The sequence below is a fragment of the Marinobacterium jannaschii DSM 6295 genome, assembly GCF_000620085.1.
GTDB classification, from domain to species: domain Bacteria; phylum Pseudomonadota; class Gammaproteobacteria; order Pseudomonadales; family Balneatricaceae; genus Pontibacterium; species Pontibacterium jannaschii.
Genome location: NZ_JHVJ01000017.1, coordinates 178,250 through 201,845, shown reverse-complemented (window position 1 = coordinate 201,845; position 23,596 = coordinate 178,250). Strand labels below are relative to the sequence as shown.

The 23,596-nt window shown below is 54.4% G+C and carries 24 protein-coding genes and 1 tRNA gene; 22 read left to right on the top strand and 3 right to left on the bottom strand.

Annotated elements, in window-relative coordinates:
• Window positions 1-372 precede the first annotated feature (372 nt).
• The gene (gene fabI / locus Q354_RS0110330) at window positions 373-1,134 is read left to right on the top strand and encodes an enoyl-ACP reductase FabI (protein WP_027857540.1); all 762 of its coding nucleotides are present in this window, start codon (window positions 373-375) and stop codon (window positions 1,132-1,134) included.
• Window positions 1,135-1,584: 450 nt separating this feature from the next.
• Here fabI and Q354_RS0110325 read toward each other — a convergent pair.
• Window positions 1,585-1,660, bottom strand: a tRNA-Phe gene (locus Q354_RS0110325).
• A gap of 198 nt (window positions 1,661-1,858) precedes the next feature.
• On the opposite strand from Q354_RS0110325, the gene pilM reads away from it, so the two are divergent.
• The 13 genes from pilM to Q354_RS0110255 all read left to right on the top strand — a co-directional run bounded on the left by pilM (window position 1,859) and on the right by Q354_RS0110255 (window position 14,767).
• Entirely contained in the window at window positions 1,859-2,824 is a 966-nt protein-coding gene (pilM, locus tag Q354_RS25330) for a type IV pilus biogenesis protein PilM (RefSeq protein WP_156948290.1), read from the top strand.
• A complete protein-coding gene (locus Q354_RS0110315; protein WP_027857539.1) occupies window positions 2,824-3,417 on the top strand; it encodes a hypothetical protein in 594 nt (197 codons plus the stop codon). Before pilM ends, Q354_RS0110315 begins: the two co-directional genes overlap by 1 nt.
• Window positions 3,418-3,420: 3 nt before the next feature.
• On the top strand, window positions 3,421-4,107 hold the full coding sequence (gene gspM, locus Q354_RS0110310; RefSeq protein WP_027857538.1) for a type II secretion system protein GspM: 687 nt from the start codon (window positions 3,421-3,423) through the stop codon (window positions 4,105-4,107).
• A gap of 344 nt (window positions 4,108-4,451) precedes the next feature.
• Complete coding sequence (mshL, locus tag Q354_RS25325) at window positions 4,452-6,098, top strand: pilus (MSHA type) biogenesis protein MshL (protein WP_036229309.1); 1,647 nt, start codon at window positions 4,452-4,454, stop codon at window positions 6,096-6,098.
• A gap of 3 nt (window positions 6,099-6,101) precedes the next feature.
• Window positions 6,102-7,016, top strand: coding sequence for an ExeA family protein (locus Q354_RS0110295; protein WP_027857536.1), 915 nt, complete (start codon window positions 6,102-6,104; stop codon window positions 7,014-7,016).
• Entirely contained in the window at window positions 7,013-8,605 is a 1,593-nt protein-coding gene (locus Q354_RS0110290; RefSeq protein ID WP_027857535.1) for a tetratricopeptide repeat protein, read from the top strand. Before Q354_RS0110295 ends, Q354_RS0110290 begins: the two co-directional genes overlap by 4 nt.
• A gap of 9 nt (window positions 8,606-8,614) precedes the next feature.
• On the top strand, window positions 8,615-10,426 hold the full coding sequence (locus Q354_RS25320; protein WP_051560041.1) for a GspE/PulE family protein: 1,812 nt from the start codon (window positions 8,615-8,617) through the stop codon (window positions 10,424-10,426).
• An 8-nt stretch (window positions 10,427-10,434) separates the two neighbouring features.
• Window positions 10,435-11,661, top strand: a complete 1,227-nt coding sequence (locus tag Q354_RS0110280) for a type II secretion system F family protein (protein ID WP_027857534.1) — start codon at window positions 10,435-10,437, stop codon at window positions 11,659-11,661.
• Between the two features lie 275 nt (window positions 11,662-11,936).
• The gene (locus tag Q354_RS28870; protein WP_051560040.1) at window positions 11,937-12,416 is read left to right on the top strand and encodes a type II secretion system protein; all 480 of its coding nucleotides are present in this window, start codon (window positions 11,937-11,939) and stop codon (window positions 12,414-12,416) included.
• A gap of 30 nt (window positions 12,417-12,446) precedes the next feature.
• Window positions 12,447-12,974, top strand: coding sequence for a pilus assembly FimT family protein (locus tag Q354_RS28225; protein ID WP_156948288.1), 528 nt, complete (start codon window positions 12,447-12,449; stop codon window positions 12,972-12,974).
• Window positions 12,952-13,494, top strand: a complete 543-nt coding sequence (locus tag Q354_RS0110265) for a type IV pilus modification PilV family protein (protein ID WP_036229301.1) — start codon at window positions 12,952-12,954, stop codon at window positions 13,492-13,494. The genes Q354_RS28225 and Q354_RS0110265 overlap by 23 nt, the downstream gene beginning before the upstream one ends.
• Window positions 13,494-14,336 carry a PulJ/GspJ family protein gene (locus tag Q354_RS0110260; RefSeq protein ID WP_027857531.1) on the top strand — a complete coding sequence of 281 codons (843 nt, stop codon included), beginning with the start codon at window positions 13,494-13,496 and terminating at the stop codon, window positions 14,334-14,336. The genes Q354_RS0110265 and Q354_RS0110260 overlap by 1 nt, the downstream gene beginning before the upstream one ends.
• A complete protein-coding gene (locus Q354_RS0110255) occupies window positions 14,333-14,767 on the top strand; it encodes a hypothetical protein (RefSeq protein WP_027857530.1) in 435 nt (144 codons plus the stop codon). Before Q354_RS0110260 ends, Q354_RS0110255 begins: the two co-directional genes overlap by 4 nt.
• A 20-nt stretch (window positions 14,768-14,787) precedes the next feature.
• Here Q354_RS0110255 and pyrE read toward each other — a convergent pair whose 3' ends face one another.
• A complete protein-coding gene (pyrE, locus tag Q354_RS0110250; RefSeq protein WP_027857529.1) occupies window positions 14,788-15,429 on the bottom strand; it encodes an orotate phosphoribosyltransferase in 642 nt (213 codons plus the stop codon).
• A 246-nt stretch (window positions 15,430-15,675) separates the two neighbouring features.
• Between pyrE and Q354_RS0110245 the strand changes: the two genes are divergently transcribed.
• Entirely contained in the window at window positions 15,676-16,446 is a 771-nt protein-coding gene (locus tag Q354_RS0110245) for an exodeoxyribonuclease III (protein ID WP_027857528.1), read from the top strand.
• Window positions 16,447-16,514: 68 nt separating this feature from the next.
• Here the strand turns inward: Q354_RS0110245 and rph are convergent, their stop codons facing one another.
• Window positions 16,515-17,285, bottom strand: coding sequence for a ribonuclease PH (gene rph / locus Q354_RS0110240; RefSeq protein WP_051560039.1), 771 nt, complete (start codon window positions 17,283-17,285; stop codon window positions 16,515-16,517).
• A 92-nt stretch (window positions 17,286-17,377) separates the two neighbouring features.
• Here rph and Q354_RS0110235 point away from each other — a divergent pair, with 92 nt between their 5' ends.
• The 7 genes from Q354_RS0110235 (at window position 17,378) to spoT (ending at window position 23,573) form a co-directional block, all read left to right on the top strand.
• On the top strand, window positions 17,378-18,241 hold the full coding sequence (locus Q354_RS0110235; protein WP_027857526.1) for a YicC/YloC family endoribonuclease: 864 nt from the start codon (window positions 17,378-17,380) through the stop codon (window positions 18,239-18,241).
• Between the two features lie 14 nt (window positions 18,242-18,255).
• Window positions 18,256-18,516, top strand: coding sequence for a DUF2789 family protein (locus tag Q354_RS0110230; RefSeq protein ID WP_051560038.1), 261 nt, complete (start codon window positions 18,256-18,258; stop codon window positions 18,514-18,516).
• Window positions 18,517-18,526: 10 nt separating this feature from the next.
• On the top strand, window positions 18,527-19,444 hold the full coding sequence (locus Q354_RS0110225; RefSeq protein WP_027857524.1) for a diacylglycerol/lipid kinase family protein: 918 nt from the start codon (window positions 18,527-18,529) through the stop codon (window positions 19,442-19,444).
• Complete coding sequence (locus Q354_RS0110220) at window positions 19,441-20,241, top strand: metallophosphoesterase family protein (protein WP_027857523.1); 801 nt, start codon at window positions 19,441-19,443, stop codon at window positions 20,239-20,241. Before Q354_RS0110225 ends, Q354_RS0110220 begins: the two co-directional genes overlap by 4 nt.
• A 168-nt stretch (window positions 20,242-20,409) precedes the next feature.
• The gene (gmk, locus tag Q354_RS0110215) at window positions 20,410-21,027 is read left to right on the top strand and encodes a guanylate kinase (RefSeq protein WP_027857522.1); all 618 of its coding nucleotides are present in this window, start codon (window positions 20,410-20,412) and stop codon (window positions 21,025-21,027) included.
• Between the two features lie 72 nt (window positions 21,028-21,099).
• Window positions 21,100-21,312, top strand: a complete 213-nt coding sequence (gene rpoZ, locus Q354_RS0110210; protein WP_027857521.1) for a DNA-directed RNA polymerase subunit omega — start codon at window positions 21,100-21,102, stop codon at window positions 21,310-21,312.
• Between the two features lie 140 nt (window positions 21,313-21,452).
• Window positions 21,453-23,573, top strand: coding sequence for a bifunctional GTP diphosphokinase/guanosine-3',5'-bis pyrophosphate 3'-pyrophosphohydrolase (spoT, locus tag Q354_RS0110205; protein WP_027857520.1), 2,121 nt, complete (start codon window positions 21,453-21,455; stop codon window positions 23,571-23,573).
• Window positions 23,574-23,596 lie beyond the last annotated feature (23 nt).

Genomic DNA, 23,596 nt, shown 5'->3' with positions numbered 1-23,596 from the left:
CAGGCGGTGATTACGGGTGAGTCGATAACTCTGCTGAAAATGCCATATCTGAGTTCGCTGTAAGTCTGCCTGAGCTGTTTCTACTGCCATTATGCATCACCGTAGCCCGTAGCCCGTAGCCCGTAGCCCGTAGCGAGAGCCTTCAAGAAGAGGCCCCTATTCTCCCGTAGGACCTATGCGGTATTAACCAGCGTTTCCACTGGTTATCCCTCACTAGTCCTGAGAGCATACTTACCGCTTACCGCTTACCGCTTACCGCTTACCGCTTACCGCTTACCGCTTACCGCTTACCGCTTACCGCTTACTTTTCTTCATACTGTCACGCTGCCTGACTATGGTGGCGCAAATACTATCAATCAGAGGTGTTCGCAGATGGATTTGAAGGGAAAGCGTGGATTGATTATCGGTATCGCGAATCATGACAGCATTGCTTACGGTTGTGCAAAGGTCTGCAGTGAACTGGGGGCATCGCTCTGTATTACATACCTGAACGATAAAGCACATAAGTATGTTGCTCCTATTGCACAGGAACTGAGTGCTGAGCTGCTATTACCGCTGGACTTCAGTGATGAATCACAACTTGATGCCCTGTTCAGAGAGATTGACCGGCAATGGGGCGAACTGGATTTTGTTATTCACTCTGTCGCTTGGTCTCCTCTGGAAGAACTGCACGGGCGGCTGATTGACAGCAGTGCTATAGGCTTTATGCAGGCCATGGATATCTCCTGCCACTCTCTGATCCGCCTGGCACATTATGCAGAGCCGAGAATGGATCAGGGAGGCGCGATTATCACTATGAGCTATCAGGGCTCTGAGAAGGTCGTAGAGCATTACAACCTGATGGGGCCGGTGAAGGCTGCGCTGGAAAGCTCGGTACGCTATCTGGCTGCAGAGCTGGGTGAGAAGGGTATTCGGGTACATGCACTTTCTCCGGGACCAATGAAGACCCGGGCTGCATCAGGTATCAGTGACTTTGGACGCTTGCTGGAAACTGCTGAGCAGGTGTCACCGCTGCATGCTTTGGGTACAGTTGAGGATGTCGGTAATATGGCCGCATTCCTGGTCAGTGACCGGGCAAAGCGAATAACCGGAAATGTGGCATATATTGATGCAGGTCATCATATAATGATGTGACATTTAAATGTCGGGTGAGCTATTCGGAATCAGGCCTGGTATTTGCTGCTATGCAAATAAAGTATTCTGGGTAGCTCTTAAGAACTAGGTTAAAAGTGTTATTTTGAATGATTATATAATTTATTAATCAATCAAAATTTTCCGGCAAGACTTAACACTTCCGAAAGCTAAAGTCCTATTCACTGTCCGGAGTATCCGTCGCCAGGTTAACCTGACCCTGGATAGCCTTTCTTCTGCTTCTATTTTAATCACTTCACTTTCGATCATTCAGCTGCAATGCCGCTTATGAGACCTGTCTTGTTCGACTCTGTAAGGAGGACAGGGTTGTGGCGACAATAATTCTGAAAGTTACGCGGGGATGACGGGCAAGAACGTGTACAGGCCTGGATCAGGAAAGGTTTACTGTGTTGCAGATACAACAAAGCCCCGCAAATGGCGAGGCTTTAGAAGTGGTGCCCAGAGACGGAATCGAACCGCCGACACGGGGATTTTCAATCCCCTGCTCTACCGACTGAGCTATCTGGGCTAAGTCGGGGCGTATTAGACACCGATTTTCCTTTTTGGTCAACAGTTTATTTCAATAAAATTTCACAGCCTTGCCTCGGAGAGGCGTGCAGCAGGGAAATACACTCTCTGCAGGAGATCATTCACGAACGGCTTGCAGAGTAATATGTGAGACCGTTACATTAGTAATCTGGAATTTGATTGCAGGTATATAAACCAGATGAAATTGAAGGATTTAACCGCCTTATTTTCAGGACTCGGTAAAAAGAAAAGTCAGAAGGGAATGACTGCAATCGTATTTACGGACGGTGGTGTGGCCCTTGCGAATATCTCGTATGACCAGAAAAACAGTCAACCCGTTTTAAATTGCTGTGAATATATTCCAAGTGATAATCCGTTTGCTGATGAGAAGCGCATTCGGGATCGTATCGAGGCGCTAGGACTCAATGGAAGCCGGGCGGTGACGGTACTGAGTCCCGGTTCTTATCAGATGATGCTGGTCGAAGCGCCGGAAGTGCCGCTTGATGAGGTAAAAGAAGCGTTGCGCTGGCGAATCAAGGATCTGATCAGCTTCGACATTGAGGAAACCGCTATCGATTTCATCGAACTTCCCGATGATGCGTACCGGGGACGCTCAAAGATGATCTATGCCGTGGCTGCGGAAAAAGCCCAGGTGGATATGCTGGCCGGATGGATCGAAATAATTGGGATGGAGCTGGCGGTCGTGGACATCCCGGAGCTGGCCATGTTGAATTTGGCACAGATCAAGGCGGACTCTCCTGCAGGAATGGCATTGTTCTCGCTGGGCTCTCCTTCCAGCGGTATCAATATGCTGACTGAGGCTGGCCTCTATTTTACCCGCGCGCTGGGATACGACGCTAAGAGAGCTGAATCTTCACCGGAGGACAGCGCCAATGTGGCAGTGCTAGAGATACAGCGTTCGCTGGATTACTACGAGAGCCAGGTAGGAATGCCTCCATGCCTTAAGTTACTGGTATCGCCACTACAGCCTGATGATACCCCGCTGATGACAACACTACGCTATAACCTTCCGGTCGAGGTGGAAGCGCTGGACCTGAATAAGCTAGTGGTGAGTAGTCAAGAGCTAACGCCTGAGTTGCAAAAGCAGGCAATACTGGCGGTCGCGGCGGCGCTGAGGTCTGATGGTGCGGCGGAGGCTCATTAATGAAGCAGCAGATCAACCTTTATCAGTCACGTAAAGTTCTGGCTAAAGACCCACTGGATCTGAATTCAGCGGCGTTGATCGCCTTAGTTGCGGTGTTGCTGATGGCTGCTGCTAGCGGGGGGGCCGGATATTATCTTGCCAGTGAAAAGCAGTTTCTCACTGAACTCAGAACTTCGGGGAACCGGCTTGAAGAGCGAACCCAGGTACTGGAAGAACGGTTGCGTACCCTGGTTCCTGATGCCGAGCTGATCCAGGGAGTGAAAACGCTGAAGGATGAGCTGGTGCTGAAGCGGGAACTGATTAAGTTGGTCGGTGAGACGGGCTTTGCTGGAGGTCGTGGTTTCTCACCTTATATGCTGGGGCTTGCCCAGGCATCCCGTTCTGCAATCGCGATATCGGAGCTGCGGATTAACTTGAGGCTTGATCAGGTCTTTATTACTGGGCTGACCAGCTCGCCGGCTGAAATCCCTTTGTTGTTGGAGGACCTTGGCAAGGCTGAGGCATTCAGCAATGTTCAGGTTGGGGATTTTTCCATTACCGAGCAGGAGCCCCTGCACAAGTTTTCTCTTCAGACCTTTATAAAGCGAGATTAAGTGATGAAGGCACATTGGGAGACCCTGGAGCAGCGCTGGTTGGGATTCAGTATGCGGGAGCGGGGATTGCTGCTGGCGACGGCTGTTATCCTGCCGCTGCTCTGGATCTATGTCAGCTTCCTTGAACCCAGCCTGATTGAACTGGACCGGGTACAGAAGGATATTCGTAGCGCACAGCGTGGCAATGCTGATCAGGAACTTATTTTGCGCACCCTTGAGGGCAAAGGCATTCCTGATCCCAATAGCCAGGTAAGGAAGGAGCTGGCGGCCTTGCAGCAACGGCTGCGCAGGGTCGATCAGGAAGTCGGGGTGCTGTCACAGGACCTGGTTGAACCACAGCAGATGCTGAGCTTGTTGCACTCGGTACTTGATACCCGTCAGGGTCTGAGGGTTTTATCAGCAAAAAGTCTCGATGTTGAATTACTATCGCTCGACCTTAAGGCTGATGCGGATCAGCCGATAAAGGAAGAGGCCGAGTCAAAGTCGCTGAATAAGGTATATCTGCACCCGTTTGAGATGGAGCTGGAAGGCAGCTACAAACAACTATATCGCTATCTGCAGCGCCTGGAAGCACTGCACAGCGGTTTTTTCTGGGATGAGCTTGAGTTTGTTATAGAGGAGCATCCCCAGGCCCGGGTCCGATTGAAGGTTTATACCCTGAGTACAAGTGAGAGGTGGCTGGGTGCTTAGATGTCAGCTAATCGCCATAGTTTTAGCTACCGGTACGGTTTGTCAGGCCGCCGACCTGCCGGGAGACCCTACCCGCCCGCTGGATAGTGTCAGGGTGGAGAAGGTCATCGAAGAAAGGCAGCTTACCGAAGAATTTGTGTTGACCTATCTCAGGGCAGGGCAGTCACCGGTTGCTGTTGTGAATGGTCAGCGGGTCTCGGAGGGAGATCCGTTAGGCAGTGCTAAAATCCTGAGGATCACCCGACGCGGAGTCAGAGTCCGAACCGGAAGCGGACAGTTACGTTGGGTCGAACCTGGAGTCTCTGGATTCAGTAAAACCAGACTCTCAAAATAATGGACAGATAATGAAGCAGTTTTTTGGTTTAGCCGTTTTATTCGCAGTACTGTCAGTCACCGCTGGTTGTCAGGATATAAAGCCCATAGCAGGTAGCGGCTCGGCAGATGACAGCGTCAAGGAATTACAGCAGGCGCTGGAGCATAATCAGCAGCAGGCGGAGGCCAATAACGCGGCTGAAACTGTTGCACTACCCAATCTGCTTCCGCCGCTTAGTATCCCGGGGAGACGCGAGCGTAAGGTTGAAGAGCGTTTCGACCTCACCTCAGAAGCACTGGACGCGCGCGATTTCTTTATGAACCTGGTACAAGGTACCGGCTACAACATGATCGTGCATGAAAAGGTCGGGGGCTCGGTCTCACTTAACCTGAAGAATGTCACCGTTGATGAAGTGATGCAGGCCGTACGCCGGGTCTACGGTTATGAGTACCGCAAGACCGGAAATCTGTATCAGGTGCTACCGGCCGAGTTACAAAGTGAAATCTTTCAGATCAACTATCTCGATATCAAGCGCGAGGGTGTCTCTGATACCCGTGTCAGCGGTGGATCTGTCGGTAATGCCAGCTCATCTGACAGCGGGGATAGCGACGACAGTGACAGCAGCAGCGACAGCGGTGGCAGCGGCAGCGGGGTGAGTGGAACCCGCATCCGGACGTCGACCACGACCGACTTCTGGAGTGGCCTGGAGCTGACCCTCAGTGCCCTGGTGCGTGGAGAGGGGCGTCAGGTCGTTATTAACCGTCAGACCGGTATCGTTGTGGTGCATGCCCTGCCCGGTGAACTGGAGCTGGTCCGAAATTATCTGAAACGCTCTGAACTGATTCTGCACCGACAGGTGATACTGGAAGCTAAGGTGCTGGAGATCACACTTAATAACCGTTTCCAGACCGGGATTAACTGGTCGCTGGTTGCCGATGAAAGCAACGGTGATTTCCTTGAGGTTGGCCTGAGCTCTGCTGCTCTGACCAACCCCGATAATATCGCCGGTGTATTCCGTGCAGGTGTCGGAGAAAATGGCGCTTTTACCGATGTACTGGAGTTGCTCGGTACCCAGGGAGATGTTCAGGTACTCTCCAGTCCACGGGTTTCGACGGTGAATAACCAGAAAGCGGTGATCAAGGTCGGTACTGATGAGTTCTTTGTGACTGAAGTGGAGAACACCACTACCACGGGCACCAGTACCACTACCACGCCGAAGGTAGAACTGACGGCATTCTTCTCTGGTATTGCATTGGATGTCACGCCGCAGATCAGTGGTGACGGTACTATTATCCTGCATATCCACCCAACGGTGTCTGAAGTGCAGGATCAGCAGAAGTTTATCGATATTGGCAGCGATACTTTTACCCTGCCGACGGCGTTCAGCTCGGTGCGGGAATCTGACAGTGTGGTCAAAGCCGATAGCGGCCAGGTGATCGTGATTGGAGGACTGATGAAATCGAGTAATCAGGATACCAATGCCAGCGTGCCCTGGTTTGGCGATATTCCCGGTGTCGGTGAGTTGTTTAAGCAAAAGCGTCAGCGCGGCGAGAAGACTGAGCTGGTAATCCTGCTGCGGCCGGTACTGGCCGATCAGAAGGGCTGGCGTGACGAACTGCAGCGTAGCCTGGAGACATTCGAAGCGCTGCGACAAACATCCAGTGAAGGTAGCTACTGATCTATGTATCAACAGCACTTTGGGCTGCAGGAGCAACCGTTTGCCCTGACCCCTAATACCCGCTTTTTTCTTAACCTGCCCAGCCATCAGGAGGCGCTCAACCTGCTGCTGGTAGCGCTGCAGGGCGGTGATGGGTTCGTGAAAATTGTCGGCGAAGTGGGAACCGGGAAAACGTTGCTCTGCCGCAAGCTGTTGAATGTGCTGGATCAGCAGGCCTATATCACGGCCTATATACCGAACCCCCGCCTGACTCCTGACGAACTATTGCAGAGCTTTGCCCTGGAGCTGGGTATCGATATCAGCGATAAACACTCACTGGAGCTGCGTAACGCCATCAATAAGCAACTGGTGCAGCATGCACTGCAGCAGCAGCGTGTCGTGCTGATCGTTGATGAAACTCAGGTGATGCCAGCCGAGACGGTCGAAGCGCTGCGTTTGCTGACCAACCTTGAGACTGAATCGATCAAACTGTTTCAGATTGTGCTGTTTGGTCAGCCGGAGCTGGACGAATTGCTCAACAGAGTCTCCCTGCGCCAGCTGAAACAACGGATTACCTTTGGCTATCAGCTGCGTACCCTGAACGAAAGTGAAACCGCTGAGTATCTCAGTCAGCGCATGATAGTCGCCGGCAGCAGTGAATCCAGCGTTTTTAACCGTGGTGCGGTGAAGCTGCTGTCCAAAGTATCGGAAGGCGTGCCCAGGCGGCTCAATATACTGGCACACAAAGCGCTGATGGTTGCTTACGGCAAGGGTGCGAGGCGGGTCGCTGCGCCCCACGTAATCCGGGCGGTGAAAGATGAGGGGCATAGAACCCCGTTACTCTTTACCTTGACGGCGGGACTGAGCTGGCCAGACCTGCTGGTTATTCTGGCCGCGATGTCACTTGCGGGTGTACTGGCCTGGAGTGTGAACGCGTGAGCCTGATTAACGACATGCTGCGGGATCTGGAATCCCGCCGGGCTGATGTATCGGCACCGTTGCAACAGATCGACATCCATGCGGCGCCGCAGGCAGCAGGTAGCACTTCAGGCCGGCTCAAAAAAGCCGCTGTGAGTCTGGTCTTACTGAGCATTCTTTCGGTGGCTGGATTTCTTGGCTGGAAGTACGCGTCGACCCTACTGGCATGGTATGAGGAGCTGGTTTCGGCACCGCTTGAAACAACGGCCCCGGTAACGGAGCCTGCAACAGCGCAAAAGCCCGCCGACATTCCGTCACAGGTAGCGGCACCGATACTGCGAGAGCTGGTCTGGACACCGAAGGATCAGGGGGCTCTGCTGACGCTGACCCTGAACAGAGAACCCGATTTAGCACTATTGCAGCAGAATGAACGCAAGCTGAGCTTCAGGGTCAGTCAGCTGACGCTGAGTAAGCCACTTGTTACGCCTGCTCTGCCCCTGATTGAGCATTTCGGGTTTGAGCTGCAAGCGGAAGGTGTGCGCTTTGATATCGCTACCGCCGAGCCCGTGAGTTTTAACCTGGGGGTTGATGCATTGCGGCATCAGGTGTTGATCGAGCTGATGCCATTAATGACTCCTGCAAAAGAGCTGGCCACTGAAGCACCCGAACTGGCTGGCAGTGAGCCGCAGACAGTCACTGACACAATCGACGTCACTAAGCCGGTGTCAGCTGACACCGATTCTGCGGTAAGCTCAAGCGGTGATATAAAGCCTGAAGCGATCGGGCAAGCGCAGCCGGTTATCGACTACCAGGCGCTGACAGTACAGCGTAATAAGGAAAGCAACGCTGCGCAGGCCCGGCAGGATCTTGTTCAGGAGCTGCAGACCCGCACCGCAGAGCCACAACCTGCAGCCCCAGCCGGGACGACCAATCCGCAGGCTGAGACAAAGGTGGTCGAGGAAGTTTTTGCTCAGACGTCCAAACCGGTTAAGCCGAAGCCGATAAAGCGTAAGCCGGTGGCTGCCGGTCAGGGAGATACTGACGCCGGGCTGGCCGCCAGAGCGACCCGCTTGCTGGAGCAGGGCCGGCAACAGGCGGCAGAGGCCCTGCTACGCCAGGGGGTAAAGGCTGATAAACCGCAGGTGAAAAGCCGTGTGCTTTGGGCTAAAGTGCTTCTCAGCTCAGGCCGGCGTGGCGAGGCTGATCAGGTGCTGGATGCTGGCCTGTTACAACGTCCTGACGATAGCAGCCTGCGCCAGCTGAAAGCACGCAGCCTGTTGCAGGATGGACAGCCGGCAGCGGCGCTGGCGTTGTTACAGTCGTCACCACCGCCGTTGAAGGACGAGCCGGAGTTTTTTGCTATGCGGGCTGCGATCTATCAGTCTCTGGGACAGAGTGAAAGTGCCGCCTCTCAGTACTACCAGCTATTACAGTTTGATAGCAGTGAAGCGCGCTGGTGGATTGGAATGGCTTACTCCCTCGAACAGCTGGGACGCAAAGAGCAGGCACTGCAGGCCTACCAGAACAGCTTGCAGGCGCAGAACCTTGATGCCAATTTAAGACAGTACGTGACACAGCGCATGCAGCGGCTGGTGAATTTTCAGGAGTAATTGCGAGCTATGGCTGCCCCCAGGAACAGAATTCGAATCGGAGATATGCTGGTACAGCATAATCTGATCAGCGAAGAGCAACTCAAAGAAGCGCTGGAGCAACAGAAAAAGACCCGTCAGAAGCTGGGTAAGACGCTGCTGACTATGGGCTTTGTCGATGAGAAAGAGTTTCTCAGCCTGCTGGCCCAGCAGCTGAATATCCCTCTGGTCGACCTGTCACGCTACACCTTTAACAAGCAGGATGTTGCCCAGCTTTCCGAGACGCATGCCCGCCGCTTTCGCGCCATCGTTCTGAAGGAAAATACCGACCGCTTTACCGTCGGCATGGCTGATCCGATGGATATCTTTGCCTACGATGAGCTGCAGCGCCTGCTGCCCAAGCCGATCGACCTGGCTGTGGTGTCGGAGAACCAGCTGCTGGAATCGATGGATCTGCTTTATCGCCGTACCAGTGATATCGAGTCGCTGGCCGACCAGCTCAGTGAGGAGATCTCCGACGGCGGCTTTGATCTGGCCGAGCTGAACGCCACCGACGAAGTGGATGTCCCGGTCGTTAAGCTGCTGAAAAGCCTGTTTGAAGACGCGGTGCAGGTCGGTGCTTCTGATATCCATATCGAACCGGATGAACATGTGCTGCGTATCCGTCAGCGTATCGACGGCGTACTGCATGAGCATGTGATGAAGGAGAAGCGGATTGCGCCGGCGCTGGTGCTGCGCCTGAAGCTGATGTCCAAGCTGAATATCTCCGAGAAACGTCTGCCGCAGGACGGCCGCTTCAATATGATGGTGAAGGGGCAGAGCGTCGATGTGCGTATCTCGACCCTGCCGATTCAGTACGGCGAATCGGTGGTGATGCGTTTGCTCAATCAGTCTGCCGGCGTGATCGGCCTCGACAACGCCGGCTTGCCGGATGATATGAAAGCCCGCCTGCGCCGCCTGATCCGCGAGCCGCACGGTATTGTGCTGGTAACCGGTCCGACCGGGAGTGGTAAGACCACTACACTCTACGGTGCGCTGAATGAGCTGAATACCCAGGAGCGTAAGATCATCACCGTGGAAGATCCGGTGGAATACCGGCTGCCACGTATCAACCAGGTGCAGATCAACTCTGATATCGGCCTGACCTTTGCCAGTGTTTTGCGGGCCTGTCTGCGTCAGGACCCGGATGTACTGTTACTGGGTGAGATCCGCGACCGGGAAACCGCCGAGATCTCCCTGCGTGCCGCTATGACCGGTCACTTTGTACTTTCCACCCTGCACACCAATGATGCTGTTTCCAGTGCTATGCGGCTGGTGGATATCGGCGTTGAAGGCTATCTTGCTGCCTCCGCGTTGCGGGGAGTGCTGGCGCAGCGCTTGATTCGAAAAACCTGCGTCCATTGCAAACAGCCGTACCAGCCTTCTGCCCAGGAAGCCCAGTGGCTGAAGCACCGTACCGAGCAACTGGGTATCGAGATGCCGGTGTGGCAGAAAGGTCAGGGCTGCACTTACTGTAATAACACTGGTTATAAGGGACGTGTCGGGGTGTTTGAGCTGCTGGAGCTGAATGACGAGATGGCCGATGCCCTGCGTAAGGATGACAGTGTTGGCTTTACCGCCGCAGCGAAAAATGATCCGAACTATAAGCCACTGGTGTACGGAGCGCTTGAGCTGGCCGCTCAGGGTGTAACAACGCTGGACGAAGTGTTCCGTGTCACAGAGCAGATGGATGAAGCCGTGCTGGAAGAGATCGCAACGACCTCCAGTGAGGTTAAGGCAGACGTTACAGAAGAGGCACCGAAGGTTGTACCGGACAGTGGCTTCAGTTTCGAGCTGGAATAGGATAACCGATGGCCGTTTTCTCCTACCGTGGACGTAACCGACAGGGCGAGCAGATTAAAGGCGAGATCGATGCCGATACTCGCGCCACCGTCGCTTCTCAGCTGATTGCCGAGGGGATTACCCCGGTCTCAATTAAGGAGATCCTTAAGACTGAAGAGGATAGCGAGAAGAAGCAGGTGCGAATCCGCCTGCTGGAAAAGGTCACCCAGGACGAGCTGATCATGTTCAGCCGCCAGATGTACAGTCTGAGCAAGGCAGGAGTCCCCCTCAACCGGGCGATGCGCGGGCTGGCGGGCAGTGTAAATAACCTGCTGCTGCAGGAAACCATCTCCGGCCTGGCCGATGAACTGGATAAGGGACGGCCTCTGTCGGCGGCACTGACCAAGTATCCGCGGGTTTTTAACGACCTCTATATCAGCCTGGTGCATGTCGGCGAGAACACCGGTCGCCTCGACCAGACCTTTAAGCAGATGGCCGAGTATCTGGATCTTGAACGTCAGACGGTCAAAAACATCAAGCAGGCCACCCGTTACCCGATGTTTGTGATGAGTGCTATCGCCGGGGCGATGGTGGTGATCAATATCTATGTGATCCCGGCGTTTAAAGGTGTGTTTGAAAGCCTGGGGGCCAACCTGCCCTGGCAAACCCGGGCCCTGATCGCAGTCTCAGACTTTACCCTGAACTGGTGGCCGCTGATTCTGGCCCTGATCGTTACCGGTATCATCGTATTCCTGCAGTGGATTAAGAAACCGGAAGGCCGCCTGCGCTGGGACCGGGCCAAGCTGAAGATTCCGTTGGTAGGAAGTATCTTCTATCGCGCTATTCTCGGCCGATTTGCCCGTACCTTCAGTATTGTGCTGAGTGCGGGGATGCCAATCGAACAGGGCCTGATTGTGGTATCCCGGGCTGTCGGCAATGCCTGGGTGGGCGATAACGTGGCCGGGATGCGCAAGAGTATTGAGCGTGGTGAATCCTTTACCCAGTCAGCCATCCGCACCCGGATGTTTAGTCCGTTGGTGATGCAGATGATCGCCGTGGGCGAAGAGACCGGCCGGGTTGATCAGATGCTGGCCGAGGCCGCCGACTTCTACGAGGAGGAGGTGGATTATGACCTTAAAGGGCTGACGGCGGCGATAGAGCCAATCCTGGTGGTGGTGATCGGTATTATGGTGCTAATACTGGCGCTGGGGGTGTTTCTGCCACTATGGGAACTCAGCACCGCGATGCGGGGCTAAAAAACAGCGACGCTGATGCCCGTCATAATCCAATAATAAAGAATTAAGTATAATTTCCTAATCTGGAACGCTCGCTTCGAAAATAACAGATTTGTATAGTGTGAAGGCGAAGCTTTTTGCACGCTTGCCGATAACCCGGTAAGGGCAAAAAAATGGACAGGAACTAAGCGGAATCCGAACGTGATCTGCTAACGCTGCCAAAGATTTAACTATGGGTGTGTTCAATTGATAGGGACGTACCTGATGGAACTTAAAAGTCTGGAGAAGAGTAACCCATGAATAAACAAGCAGGTTTTACGATCGTTGAACTGGTAGTGGTCATTGCACTGCTGGGTATCCTGGCTGCCGTCGCGCTGCCGCGTTTTATAAATGTAACCGATGATGCTCACCGTGCGAATGTGGATGGTTCCGCAGGTAGCTTGCGTTCTGCTGTAAGCATGGTGCGTGCTCAGGCTGTGGCGAGTGGTTTGGCAGGTGCAGGAAACGTAACACTGGATGGAAACGCGATTGCGGTGGACGCTAACTTTAACCCGCAAGTGGCTGCCGGTACAGCGGCTGCCTGTGCCACGCTGTGGAATAACCTGATTGCTGCTGATGGCCCGCGTGCAGCGGATGATGCAAACTCTGAATACGAAGCAGCGCAGGCGGTAGCAGGTACTTGTACTTTCACCTATAACGATTTCACAACCAGCATTGTTACCTATGTTCAGGGAACTGGTGCTGTGACCGTTGCTCATGCTGCAGATGTAAACTAATTCAGCAAATGTCGAATCAGGTATTGTCCTTTGCTTGAGTTAAAAAAGTATCGCTCAGCAGGCTTTACCATGGTGGAACTGGTCACAGTGGTGGCACTTCTTGGAGTGATCACTGCTGTGGCCTTTTCTCGTTTTAGCTCGACGAATACCTATCGCGAATATGCAACCAGAGATGGTCTTCTAGCATCCTTGCGGCTAGCGCAACAGGTAGCATTGAGTCACCAGGCCTCGACCGTGCGCTGGCGCCTGCAGGCCAGCGGTGGTGACTGGGAGCATACGGTGCTGATTGCCGGTAACGCTCAGGATCCTCAGATTCTGGAAGGTGGCGCTTTAATTGGGTATGCAATTCCCTATACCGCTGGGGCTGTAGGCTTGTCCAGTGACGAGGACGACAATGAACAGCTTCTGGTTGAGTATGATGTGCGCGGTAATATGACCGGGGCAGGGATGAATGCCGTCAATGCGCAAAATAATTCAGTTCAGATCAATATTTCCGGCAGCGGTTCCCTCTGTATTTCCCCCACCGGCTTTGCCTATGAAGGTGCCTGCCGTCCTTAGTCCGCGCCAGCAGGGCGCGACCATGCTGGAGCTGGTAATCACTATCGTGATTATCAGTATCGCCATGACCGCCTTGGTCGGTGCTTTCAGTTTCTCCATCCGTCATAGCGCCGATGTGATGTGGCAATCCCGTACCGCTTATCTGGGACAGGCCTATCTGGAGGAGATCCTGTCGCGCGAGTTTGATGAGGTGATGGTGGGGGGCGGGACTAACTATTGTGGTGCAGCACCACTGGTTGCCTGTACTGCCGCTGCCAATCTTGGACCTGATGCAGGGGAAGCCCGAGCGACTTTTGATGATGTCGATGACTATAACGGCCTTAATAATGAAGTTGCGATGGTGACAATTGCGGCAGAAACCGGGTTGGCTAATCCCTATGCAGGTTACAGAGTATCAGTCACCGTAGCTTATGATAATGCTACCAATGGCAATGATATGCTGAAAATTATCACAGTGACCGTAACACCGCCCGGAGCGGCATTGGGTTATCCCTTTAGCGCAGTGAAGGGGAACTTCTGATGCGACGCCAGCACGGCTTTACCCTGATGGAGCTGGTAGTAGTAATTGCCCTGCTGGGCATTGTTGCCGGTATCAGTACTCAGTTCTTCGTCAATATGGCCAGTGGCTATGCTGGTATGGCGCGGCGTCATGACCTGGCGACCACGGTACAGTTGGGGGTGGAGAAAATTGCCCGCGAGCTGCGGCTGGCGTTACCTAACAGTGTAAGGATCAATGGGAACTGCATTGAATTTATTCCAGTAGTGGGTGCTACGCGCTATACGGCGGAGCCAGTTGGCCAGGTCAATCAGTTGAACCTGGTCCAGCTTCCGGTACCTGGACTAACAGCACCACCTAACCCGTTATATTTGTCGATTATCAGTCAGGCTGGCGTTCCGAACCCGGCTGCTAGTCTCTATACCCTCGCCAACAATACGATGCTGACGCAGCTTAGCAATGCCGGTCGTCTCAATGTTGTAGGTAGTCACCTAAATATTCCGTTTGGTGCTTTTAATGCAGCGCTCAATGCACCGCATACTTTTGATGGTAATGCAGGGGGCTCTAACCGGGTATATTTTACCGGACAGCCAGTCAGTTACTGCCGTGTTGGAAATGACCTCTATCGCTATCAGAATTATGGATTTATTGCGGCACAACCCAGCCCGCCTAATCCAAACGCAGAGCCTAACCGTACCTTACTGGCTACGGGCCTCAGTACAGTTAATCCGCCTTTCTACAGTACGATTGGTGGCGGTGGTAACAACTTTTTGCTTCGTAGCTCGTTGATCCTGATCGACCTGGAAGTCACTGAAGCTGGGGAAAGGGTGCAGATCCAGCAACTGGTACAGGTGCGTAACGGATGAAGCGGCGATTCAGCAAAGAGCAGGGAATGGGGCTGGTGCTGGCGATATTCCTGATCGTCGTCGGGGGGATGTTAACGGTGGTGATGGGCTCGTTTATGGCCATAGGCCAGGGGCATGTGAGCCAGAATTTTCAGGCGGTGCGGGCATTGGCTGCGGCCGACAGTGGGCTACAGATTGCCGTCAATGAAATTATCCATCCTGGCTTGGGGCCTGTTAGCTGTCTTGCATTACCGGTAAATCCAAGCGTCTACAATTTAACAGATACAAATGGTCAGGCTATAGGTTGCTCAGCCACAGTGACCTGCAATCAAGATGGATCTACTAACGGAAATACCTACTACTCGCTGGAGTCTATCGGTCAGTGTGGTGTGGGGAACACTTTGCAAACGGCTACGCGCCGCTTAAGCACCCGGCTCTGGAGTACACCATAGCCGGGTGGCTGTAGCTGTAATCAGATACCGTAGCTGTCGCGGTACTGTTTGATCGCGGCCAGTTCAGTGGCCATATCGCCTTTCTCTTCCAGATACACGATCAGGTCGGCCAGGCTGACAATACTGACGACCGGCATCTTGTAGTCGCGCTCCACTTCCTGGATCGCAGACAGCTCGCCTTTACCTTTCTCCATGCGGTTGAGGGCTATCACCACGCCAGCTGGCTTAGCACCGTTTTCGTCGATAATCTCCATCACTTCACGGATCGCCGTGCCGGCGGTGATGACATCATCGATAATCATCACGCCGCCTTTCAGCTCGGCACCGACCAGGCTGCCGCCTTCGCCGTGGGGTTTCTTCTCTTTACGGTTGAAAACATAAGGCACGTTGCGCGCGTGGTGATCGGCCAGAGCGACCGCTGTAGTTGCAGCCAGCGGGATACCTTTATAGGCCGGGCCCAGCAGGACATCGAATGCAACACCGGACTGCTCGATCGCCGCAGCGTAGAAACGGCCCAGTTTGGCGAGCGCGACGCCATCGTTAAACAGACCCGCATTGAAGAAGTAAGGGCTGACACGGCCGGACTTCAGGGTAAACTCGCCGAAGCGCAGTACGTTCTGTTCAATGGCAAATTCGATAAACTCGCGTTGGTAGTCCTGCATTAGATTCTCCGCACAGAAGGGTTGTTAACGGGGCGGATTTTACCAGTCTGGCGGGGTTCGCTCTATGTGCAAAACAGCAGCAGAGCGGCAGATTGGGTGAAATTGGCTAAACTAACTGGATAAAAGCAGCTGGTCTGACCTGAATATGCAACATAAATTTCAATTTTGTTCGCTTCACTATACAATTCGCAGCTGAAATCACTCCTTTCTTTTAATACGCACCGCACGATACGGGAATTGCAATTTATGCGTGTAATCACCTTCAATACTCAGGGTATTGAACAGGCTGTAGACAATGGCTTTTTTGACTGGATGAAACGTCAGGATGCTGATGTGGTCTGTCTGCAGGATCTGCGTGCAAAGGAGTACCAGCTCGATGATGAGCGCTACCACCCGGAAGGTTATTACCCTTACTTTTTTGATGCCTTTGAAGACGGCTATAGCGGTGTGGCGATCTACACCCGTGAAGTGCCTAAGGCGATCATGACCGGGCTGGGATTCGAGCAGTGTGATTTTCATGGTCGCTTTATTCAGGCTGACTTCGAAAAAGTCAGTGTGGCGTCTATGAGTATCCCTTCAGGTCTGAAAAGCGATGAGGCACAGGCTGCAAAAGAAGAGTATATGCAGCTGTTTATGGGCCACCTGAAGAAAACGCTGCGTAAGCGCAGGGATTTTATCTTTTGTGGTACTTACCATATTGCACACCGCGCCATCGATCTGAGCAACTGGTATGTCAATCAGACGGTCTCCGGCTTCCTGCCCCATGAACGGGAATGGATGGAAGAGGTTCTGGTTGAGATGGGCTACGTGGATACCTTCCGCGAGGCGAATAAAGCCGAACGCCAGTTCAGCTGGTGGCCGGAATATAACCGCGCCTGGCAGCTGAATGAAGGTGCTCGGCTGGATTACCAGATCGGCACGGCGAATATCCGCAAGACGGTACAGTCCGCACGGATCTACCGTGATGAGCGCTTCAGCGAACATGCTCCGGTCATTATCGACTACGCCATCGACTGATCAACCGCGGGTCGCGGGAATAAATAAGGGGAGCCAGATGGCTCCCCTTTTTGCTTTCTCTGAATGGATCAGCTCGCCAGTGCCTGCTTTTGCAGTTCGACCAGCTCACCGATACCTTTCTGTGCCAGCGCCAGCATGCTGTTCAGCTCATCCTGGCTGTAAGGTGCGCCTTCGGCCGTACCCTGGACCTCGATAAAGCCGCCGCGCGCCGTCATGATAACGTTCATATCGGTTTCGGCCTTGGAATCTTCGGCGTAATCCAGATCCAGTACCGGCTGACCGTTGTAGATACCGACAGACACGGCTGCCAGCATATATCTGATCGGATCGCCTTTCATGGCACCGTTCTTATCCTGTTTCAGGACATTGATTGCATCCATCAGGGCAACACAGGCACCGGTGATCGATGCGGTGCGGGTTCCGCCATCGGCCTGAATGACATCACAGTCGATGGTGATGGTGTTTTCACCCAGTTTATTAAGGTCCAGTGCGGCGCGCAGTGAGCGGCCGATCAGGCGCTGGATCTCGATAGTACGGCCGCCCTGTTTGCCGCGGGCAGCTTCACGGTCGCAACGGCTGTTGGTAGAGCGGGGCAGCATGCCGTATTCTGCAGTGACCCAGCCCTGACCGCTGCCGCGCAGGAAACGCGGAACACCGCGCTCTACAGTGGCGGTACAGATCACTTTGGTATCGCCAAACTCCACCAGCACTGATCCTTCGGCGTGTTTGGTGAAATTGCGGGTGATTTTCACCTCACGCATCTGGTCTGGCTGGCGACCGCTTGGGCGCAGGCTATCTAGTCCGAGGTTTTTCAGCTGGTCGGAAAGGCTGGAGCTCATGATCTGTCCTTTACTATTCGCCTTGTGATGCACCGCTGCATCTGAGGCTGTAGAATTGGCTAAAGTCCGCATTTTAATCGAGAACGGATAATATGACACGTAGTATGACCGCTTTTGCCCGGCAGGAAGCCGAGCACACCTGGGGTTCCCTGAGCTGGGAGATCCGCTCGGTAAACCACCGCTATCTGGAACCACATCTGCGCCTGCATGAAAACCTGCGTGATCTTGAAGGCCCGCTGCGCGACAAACTGCGTAAGTCTCTCAGTCGCGGCAAGGTTGAGTGCACCCTGCGCTTTCATGCTGAAGCCCAGAACCAGCAACTGACCGTCAACGAAGACTACGCCCGTCAGGTGGTGGCTGCGGCCGAACAGGTCGCTGCCCTGACCAGCCAGGCCGAGCCGCTGAATGCACTCGAACTGCTGCGCTGGCCCGGGGTTCTGCAGGACACTAAACTGGATATGGATCTGGTGAAAAAAGCCGCGCTGGAGCTGTTCGACAAGGCGCTGGACGACCTGCATGACGGCCGTGCCCGCGAAGGGGCCGAGCTGGCGAACCTGATTGAGCAGCGCCTCAGTACGATCAGCGAGATCGTGGTGGATGTGCGTGCCAAGTTGCCGGAAATACTGCAGGCCCAGCGCGACAACCTGAAAAACCGTCTGGCCGAACTCAAAGAAGACCTCGACGAAAGTCGCCTCGAACAGGAGATGGTGATCCTCGCCCAGAAAGCCGATGTGGATGAGGAGATGGACCGTCTCAACACCCATGTTCAGGAAGTGCGCCGGGTACTGAAACAGAAAGGCCCGATCGGCCGTCGCCTCGACTTCCTGATGCAGGAACTCAACCGCGAAGCCAATACCCTGTCTTCCAAGTCGATTGTCTCCGATACCACCCAGAGCGCGGTGGAGTTGAAAGTACTGATCGAACAGATGCGCGAACAGATCCAGAATATCGAATAGGCCATATTCGGACGATGCTGCATGCCTGCAAACCGGTATGCAGCCCTTCCCAATATCCTGGCCTGCCCCCGGCATTATTTGAGCAGCTTGGCCTACCGGCCGGAGCGGCTGATATCGAATACTTTATTGCAAACCACCGTTTAGCCGATGGAGAGCATCTGCATGAGGCGGAATTCTGGACGCCCCAGCAGGCCGGGTTTCTGAGAGACGGGCTGGCCGAGGATGCGAACTGGGCTGATGCCATCGATGAACTGAACGTACGGCTGTCTGCTTAGGGCGAGAATTATGATTCGGGATATTGTGCTGATCTACAATCCGCTTGCCGGCCACTTTCTGGAACAGTGCGAAGGCTCTGTGCAGGAATATTTTGAAGGCCTGCTGAGGGCGGACAGCCACCTTAAGCTGCGACTGGAACCGTTTGATGGCGGCCAGCTGGCACAGCTGAGCCGCTTGTTACAGCATGATAAGCCTGATGCCGTCTGGGTGGCGGGAGGGGATGGTACCGTCCTGAGTGTGGCTGAGATTACATCAGGGCTGGGTATCCCGCTGGGTGTGCTGCCGGGTGGGACCATGAACCTTCTGGCGCGCGATATCGGCATGTCGCTGGATATGGTGACCGCAATCGGCCAGCTGGCAGATGCGCAGCCTGAGAAGATCGATATGGCCGAACTGAATGGAAAGCCCTTCCTCTGCATCTCCAATATCGGCATGTCTACCCGACTGACAGAACGCCGTGAACGTCTGCGACAACATGCCGGCTGGGTGCGCTGGCCCCTGATGGGCTGGTATATGCTGAGGTTTATGTTCGCTTACCGTTCGATGGTCATCCATCTGAAGATCGGTGGCCAGGTACATAGCCTGCATACCCGCTCGGTTACCATTAGCAACAATCCGCTTGCCGCTGAGAGTTCACTGATTCCGGTCAGAAAAAGCCTGAACTGCGGTCTGCTCGGCATTTATATCGCCCGTGACCGATCACTCTGGTCGTTGCCCCGGCTGATCTTCCGGTTGCTGACCCGTGACTGGCAGAACGACCCGGATATGCTGAGTTTCCGGGCAGAGTCGGCACGTATTCAGTTTCTGCACCGCAAACGCGTGTTGCATGTGATGAGTGATGGCGAGCTGAATCCGCAGCGCCCGCCGCTGGAGTACTGTATTCATCCGCAGGCACTGACCATACTGAAGCCCCGGGAGGCGCTATGACCTGCATTGCTCATCTGTCCGATCTGCATTTCGGCCGTGCCCGTTCGGTGCTGGTGGGGGCATTGCTTGAGGCGCTGGCGGCAGAACAGCCGGATATGATTATAATCAGCGGAGACCTGACGCAGCGCGCCAGGCGACGGGAGTTTCAGGCTGCCCGTGAGTTTCTCAGCCGCCTCGAACAACCCTATATGATTATTCCCGGCAATCATGATCTGTCGGCACACCGGCTGGCCGAGCGATTCCTCTATCCCTGGCGCAAGTGGCGCTATTACGTATCCGAGGAACTGGAGCCGGTCATGCATTGTAAAGGGGTGACTGCGGCAGGAATCAATACGGCGCGGCGACTGGGTTTCTATCTGGACTGGTCGCGTGGACGTATCAATCAGCAGCAGGTGGCCTCGATCCGGGAAGTGCTTAGTGAGGTACCCGAAGATCATCTGCGTATCGTGGTGGCGCATCATCCCTTCTGGCTGCCGGATTCACGCCAGAAGCGTAACCTGATCGGCGGCCGGGACAGCGCAATGGAAGCCTTTCAGGCCAGCGGTGTGGATCTGGTGCTGGGCGGACATATTCACCTGGCCTATGTGCAGCTGTTGCAGGGGATCATTGTGTCGCATGCAGGTACCACCGTATCGCGCCGGCTGATTGAAGGGCAACCGAACAGTTTCAATATGATCCGGGGGGACCGCCAACAGCTGATGCTGGAGCAGCTGGAGTGGGACGGGCAGCGTTTTAGCCAGGTCTGCCGGAACCATTTCCGGCGCAGCCCGGATGGCTGGCAGTATCAGCTCGGTTAACGCGCCGGTAATCGGTGAGGGTTGGCGACGTCTGATAAATTCGGCGTGAATTGTGTGGTAGGTAGGTTAAAATGGTCGCCAAAGCCAAAAGATCAGATTCCGGATCTGTCCCAATATTGATATCAGTCCGCCGTCAGCAACGGCCGGACTGCAAGTACCGAGTAAGTGATGAGCAAAGGAACCCTATATGTAATCTCCGCGCCTTCCGGTGCGGGGAAGACCAGCCTGGTAAAAGCCCTGCTGGAACGTGATCCGCAGGTTGTGGTGTCCGTATCCCACACCACCCGTGATGCCCGCCCGGGCGAGGTGAATGGCAAAGACTACAACTTCGTTGCCATGGCCGAGTTCGATCAGATGATCGGCCAGAATGCATTCCTGGAGTATGCCGAAGTATTTACCAACAAATACGGCACCTCTCGCCTCTGGGTTGAGGAACAACTGGATAAAGGTCTGGATGTTATTCTGGAGATCGACTGGCAGGGCGCTGAGCAGGTTCGCAAACTGATGCCCGCCTGTGAATCGGTCTTTATCATCCCGCCCAGCCGTGAAGCCCTGCGCAGCCGCCTTGAAGGCCGTGGTCAGGATGCCAGTGACGTGATCGATTACCGCATGTCGCAGGCAATCGGTGAGATGAGCCACTATGCTGAATTCGGCTATCTGGTGGTGAATGACGACTTTGCCGGAGCGCTGGAGCAGTTGCACGCGATCTTTATCGCCAACCGCCAGCAGGCAGAGAAACAGCATCAGCGTCACGCCGAACTGCTGAAGTCTCTCTTGTCGGATTAGTCCTTGTAAGATTAAATTTTGACCGGTAAACTGCCCGGTCATTTTAAACCCCCCTGCTTAATTGAGGTCATCATGGCTCGCGTAACTGTAGAAGATTGTCTGGAAAACGTGGACAACCGTTTTGAGCTGGTACTGGTCGCTTCCAAGCGTGCCCGTCAGCTGGCTACCGGTGGCAAAGAGCCAAAGGTAGAGTGGGAAAATGATAAGCCAACCGTTGTTGCGCTGCGTGAAATTGCTGAAGGCCATTGCGATAAAACCGTACTGGACGAAATCGAAGAAGATTAAGCGCTTCCCCCACCTCGCTTTATGCGGCATCATTCCTGATATCTGGCAGTTATCGCAGCCACGTTGGTTGCCCGGAAGTCTGAGCAGTCGTTACTGAATTCTCAGTATTCACTCAGGCTTCTTTGGATGAAGGAGGGATGATGCCGACCATCGACGCACTTTCCGAACGACTTACCGAGTACCTGGATCAACCACAGATTCAGCAGGTGCGTCGTGCCTATTTCTACGCCGAACAGGCGCACGACGGCCAACGTCGTAAGAGCGGCGAACCCTATGTAACCCACCCCCTGGCCGCAGCGAATGTGCTGGCCGGTATGCATATGGACCATCAGAGCCTGATGGCCGCCATGCTGCATGACGTTATCGAAGATACCGAGATCACCTATGAGGGACTGGAGTCCCAGTTCGGCGAAGCGGTAGCGGACATAGTGGATGGTGTCTCCAAGCTGACGCATCTGGAGTTTGAGACCAAGGCCGAAGCCCAGGCCAGCAACTTCCAGAAGATGGTGCTGGCGATGGCGGAAGATATCCGCGTCATTCTGGTCAAGCTGGCGGACCGCCTGCATAACATGCGCACCCTGGGTGCGATGCGGCCGGATAAGCAGCGCCGTATTGCCCGCGAGACCCTGGATATCTACGCACCGATCGCTGCCCGGCTGGGGATGCGTGACCTGCAGGTCGAACTGGAAGAACTGGCGTTTCAGTCCCACTATCCGATGCGCGCCAAATATATCCGCCGTGCGGTGATACAGGCCCGCGGACAGCGCAAGGATATCGTCGCCAGTATTGAGGAAACCATCCAGAAGCGGCTACAGCAGGAGGGCCGTCCGGGAGTGGTTACCGGACGTGAGAAACACCTCTGCAGTATCTACCGCAAGATGAAGGAACAGCGTAAGTCCTTCGCCGAGATCATGGATGTGTTTGCCTTCCGGATCGTTACCGATACGGTCGATGACTGCTACCGTATTCTGGGTGCGGTGCACAATCTCTATAAGCCGGTGCCGGGGCGCTTTAAGGATTACATTGCGATCCCCAAGTCCAACGGCTATCAGTCGCTGCATACCGACCTGTTCGGTGCCCGTGATATCACCATTGAAGTGCAGATCCGCACCAAGGAGATGGACGCGGTCGCCAATCAGGGGATTGCCGAACACAGCCACTATAAAGCGGTGGGTAAAGACAACTCCGAAAGTGCCGAAAGCTCCTATAACCGTGCGCGTAAATGGGTGCAGGGGCTGCTGGAGATGCAGAAGCGGGCCGGTAACTCGATGGAGTTTATCGAGAATGTGAAAAAAGACCTGTTCCCGGATGAGGTCTATGTCTTCACTCCGAAAGGGCGGATTCTGGAACTGCCGAATGGCGCCACGCCGGTAGACTTTGCCTACGCCGTGCATACCGATATCGGCAACTCCTGTGTTTCCTGTCGAATTGATCGCCGTCTGGCACCGCTGTCCCAGCCGCTGGAGAACGGCCAGACTGTCGAGATCATCACCACGCCAAGTGCTCGCCCGAATATGGCCTGGCTCAACTTTGTCGTCACCGGTAAGGCACGGACTGCGATCCGTCACTACCTGAAGAATCAGCAGCGCCACGAGTCGATTGACCTGGGTCGCCGCCTGCTGAGCCAGTCTCTCAGTAACTACAATGCCTCTTTAAACGACCTGGATGCGTCTAAACTGGAACAGTTACTGCTAGAAGCCGATCTGAAAAACCTGGACGATCTGCTGGAAGATATCGGCATGGGCAACCGTATGGCCTATGTGGTGGCGCGCCGGCTGCGTCCGGACACCGATGAAACCGAACGGGTTAAAAACAGCAGTGACAAGCCGCTGTCGATTCGCGGCACTGAAGGGATGGTGCTGCAGTATGCCAAGTGCTGCCGTCCTGTGCCGGGGGACCTGATTACCGGCCATATCAGCACCGGAAAAGGGCTGGTCATCCACCGTAGCAGCTGCCGCAATATCGGTTACCTGCGCGATAACCCGGAAAAATGTATCCTGCTGGAGTGGTCTGAAGAGATCAGCGAGGAGTTTCTGGTCAATCTGGACCTCGAAGTGGAATCACACCGGGGCATCATTGCGGAGCTGGCGACGACGGCGGCTAAAATGGGCGCTGATGTATTGCAGATCGATATCGGCGAGCATGAAGGCCAGCTGGCAACAGTGCATATGGAGCTTACCGTCAGCGACCGTATCCACCTGGCGCGGGTGATGAAAAAGCTGCGTGTGCTGAAGACCGTGAATAAGCTGGTACGCCAGTAGTTAAATTTATTGAGTAAATATTC

Excerpts from the sequence above, each read along its gene's own strand:
- fabI (WP_027857540.1), top strand. The coding sequence starts at position 373 with ATGGATTTGAAGGGAAAGCGTGGATTGATTATCGGTATCGCGAATCAT.
- pilM (WP_156948290.1), top strand. The coding sequence starts at position 1,859 with ATGAAATTGAAGGATTTAACCGCCTTATTTTCAGGACTCGGTAAAAAG.
- Q354_RS0110315 (WP_027857539.1), top strand. The coding sequence starts at position 2,824 with ATGAAGCAGCAGATCAACCTTTATCAGTCACGTAAAGTTCTGGCTAAA.
- gspM (WP_027857538.1), top strand. The coding sequence starts at position 3,421 with ATGAAGGCACATTGGGAGACCCTGGAGCAGCGCTGGTTGGGATTCAGT.
- mshL (WP_036229309.1), top strand. The coding sequence starts at position 4,452 with ATGAAGCAGTTTTTTGGTTTAGCCGTTTTATTCGCAGTACTGTCAGTC.
- Q354_RS0110295 (WP_027857536.1), top strand. The coding sequence starts at position 6,102 with ATGTATCAACAGCACTTTGGGCTGCAGGAGCAACCGTTTGCCCTGACC.
- Q354_RS25320 (WP_051560041.1), top strand. The coding sequence starts at position 8,615 with ATGGCTGCCCCCAGGAACAGAATTCGAATCGGAGATATGCTGGTACAG.
- Q354_RS0110280 (WP_027857534.1), top strand. The coding sequence starts at position 10,435 with ATGGCCGTTTTCTCCTACCGTGGACGTAACCGACAGGGCGAGCAGATT.
- Q354_RS28870 (WP_051560040.1), top strand. The coding sequence starts at position 11,937 with ATGAATAAACAAGCAGGTTTTACGATCGTTGAACTGGTAGTGGTCATT.
- Q354_RS0110265 (WP_036229301.1), top strand. The coding sequence starts at position 12,952 with ATGAAGGTGCCTGCCGTCCTTAGTCCGCGCCAGCAGGGCGCGACCATG.
- Q354_RS0110260 (WP_027857531.1), top strand. The coding sequence starts at position 13,494 with ATGCGACGCCAGCACGGCTTTACCCTGATGGAGCTGGTAGTAGTAATT.
- Q354_RS0110255 (WP_027857530.1), top strand. The coding sequence starts at position 14,333 with ATGAAGCGGCGATTCAGCAAAGAGCAGGGAATGGGGCTGGTGCTGGCG.
- pyrE (WP_027857529.1), bottom strand. The coding sequence starts at position 15,429 with ATGCAGGACTACCAACGCGAGTTTATCGAATTTGCCATTGAACAGAAC.
- Q354_RS0110245 (WP_027857528.1), top strand. The coding sequence starts at position 15,676 with ATGCGTGTAATCACCTTCAATACTCAGGGTATTGAACAGGCTGTAGAC.
- rph (WP_051560039.1), bottom strand. The coding sequence starts at position 17,285 with ATGAGCTCCAGCCTTTCCGACCAGCTGAAAAACCTCGGACTAGATAGC.
- Q354_RS0110235 (WP_027857526.1), top strand. The coding sequence starts at position 17,378 with ATGACACGTAGTATGACCGCTTTTGCCCGGCAGGAAGCCGAGCACACC.
- Q354_RS0110230 (WP_051560038.1), top strand. The coding sequence starts at position 18,256 with ATGCTGCATGCCTGCAAACCGGTATGCAGCCCTTCCCAATATCCTGGC.
- Q354_RS0110225 (WP_027857524.1), top strand. The coding sequence starts at position 18,527 with ATGATTCGGGATATTGTGCTGATCTACAATCCGCTTGCCGGCCACTTT.
- Q354_RS0110220 (WP_027857523.1), top strand. The coding sequence starts at position 19,441 with ATGACCTGCATTGCTCATCTGTCCGATCTGCATTTCGGCCGTGCCCGT.
- gmk (WP_027857522.1), top strand. The coding sequence starts at position 20,410 with ATGAGCAAAGGAACCCTATATGTAATCTCCGCGCCTTCCGGTGCGGGG.
- rpoZ (WP_027857521.1), top strand. The coding sequence starts at position 21,100 with ATGGCTCGCGTAACTGTAGAAGATTGTCTGGAAAACGTGGACAACCGT.
- spoT (WP_027857520.1), top strand. The coding sequence starts at position 21,453 with ATGCCGACCATCGACGCACTTTCCGAACGACTTACCGAGTACCTGGAT.